The sequence below is a fragment of the Methanobrevibacter sp. genome, from assembly GCF_045577275.1.
Classification (GTDB): Archaea; Methanobacteriota; Methanobacteria; order Methanobacteriales; family Methanobacteriaceae; genus Methanobrevibacter.
The window spans coordinates 1-2,020 of record NZ_JAZNIB010000065.1; the positions used below are offsets into that span (position 1 = coordinate 1).

Annotated in this window: 1 protein-coding gene; it reads right to left on the reverse strand. The window is 24.7% G+C overall.

The window, feature by feature from the left end; genetic code table 11:
* Nucleotides 1-536: 536 nt before the first annotated feature.
* Nucleotides 537-1,229, reverse strand: a complete 693-nt coding sequence (locus ACKI67_RS02125) for a hypothetical protein (protein ID WP_407461748.1) — start codon at nucleotides 1,227-1,229, stop codon at nucleotides 537-539.
* Between the last annotated feature and the right edge of the window lie 791 nt (nucleotides 1,230-2,020).

Here is a 2,020-nt window from a genome sequence, read left to right on the forward strand (position 1 = left end):
AAAAATAAAAATTTTGAAAATTTATGATAAAAATAATACAATAGATAAAAAATTGCTTGAGTAATACAAAATTAAGAAAAATTTCATAAAAAAATTTTGAAAAACTTTGAAAATTTTGGAAGATCTGTGAAAATTTGATGATATTATCATTTTTGCATAAGAAAATCAGGGAAAATAAATGATATTACGCTTCCTGTGAAATGATGATGAAGATTAATTAACATGATTATGATGTGATAATAACAAAAAAATTTTCGTTGAAAAATCCTAAAAAAATTTACACTTGAAATCAATGTCATCAAATTTCTGGCTTTCAATCGTCCAAAAAATGATAATAACAAGATAACTCATTATACAGTTGAAATATACGTCTAAGAGTTACAAAAATAAAATAAGAAAAAATGCAACTCAATGATATGAAATTGCATATGACTTGAAGATAGCATGATGATGAAAAGTAGATACATAAAAAATAGGTATTGAATGTGAAAAAAATAAAAAAATTATAAAAAAAGATGGAAAAAATATTAAAAATATTATTCTTCTTTTTCAGCCTCTAAAACATAGGTTTCTTTTGGCTTGCTATCAATTTGAAGATCACTGTCATCAGGTAATCTGTTTAATAGACGGTCAATGAAACTTCTGTTTTTATATCTGTCAATCAATAACCTGTCAGCAGTCAATAGCTGATCCTTATATGCAATTTGTTTAAGGCTATCTTGAAGTTGCTGGTTAACATTACTTAATTCCTTGTCCTTTTCAAGAACCAATTCATCATGTCTTTTTCTTTCTTCAAGGAGATTCTCTTCAGCCTTTTGCATAGCTAAATCTGCCTTTGCCCTTTCAAGCCTAATCTCTTCATTAGCCTGTTTGATTAACTGATCTTTCTCATCAATAATTTCATAGCATTTAGCAACTGCAGCTTTGTTTTCTTCAACCAGGTCCATGATTTCCTTATTCTTATCGGAAATTTCCTGATTCCTTTGTTCCATAATCTCATTTATGGAAGTATCCGCTTCACTGCGGGATTGCTTTAAATCGGAAATGGTATTTTTATTATCGTCAATTTTAGCTTTGAGATCATCAATCTCATTAAGATAAGATTCGTATTCACTCAATCTGAGAATCATTACTTTCTCTCCACCTTCAAAATTATCCTTTTTTGAAAGGTCGATACGATAAGTGAAACTGTTTCCTCTTTTGTATTGTTTGACTTCTTTTTCTAACATAAAAATACCTTCGTAATTAAAAAAAATTGATATTAAAATTGATATTATCAACGCAATTATTTTTTTAACAATAATATATATGATAACTCATTGCATATAAACTTAATTTAAAAAATTGAAAAAATTGGCGATTTGTAACTCAAAAATATTAAAAAAATTATAAAAATATCCTCTTGAGTGAAGATGATATTACACCATGATTCCTGCATGAGAAAATTGAGTTATCAGTTTTTTGAAATCCAGAAAAAATTATAAAAAATTGAAAAAAATCGGGAGCAAAAATTTCAAGTGTAAAAATTGAGTTACAAAAATTCTAAATGCATATGCAAAAAATCATCGAAAAATCAAATGATAATAACATGATTTTTGCAAAAATTTTTTAAAGATCCATCCAAAATTTTAGCTGAAGAGGAATTTTGAAAAAAAGTGAAAAAAATAGTGAAAATATATACATTAATGTATAAAAATATAGCATGTAATATCATTGAGTTAATTTGTATATGCAAAAAGTCTCAAAATCGATGAAAAAAATTGAATAAAAAAAGTGTTTAAAATAAGTATTTTAAACTAATTAAAACAATTTATTATTATTTAGAAAAAATAATAAAAAAACTCAAGTTTAAGAATAAAATAATCGATTTAAATCAATTAAAAAAATTTAAAAATTAGAGCTAAAAAATGGGAAAAATTGATGCAGAAATATGAAGTAATACTTTTTTTGATGAAAAGTGAGAAAAAATTATGATCCATATACATGAAAAACAGTATATTAGATAAAAAAATGAAAAAAT

What these genes read in the sequence shown, in the direction of transcription:
- ACKI67_RS02125 (WP_407461748.1), bottom strand. Translation starts at nt 1,229, where the DNA reads ATGTTAGAAAAAGAAGTCAAACAATACAAAAGAGGAAACAGTTTCACT.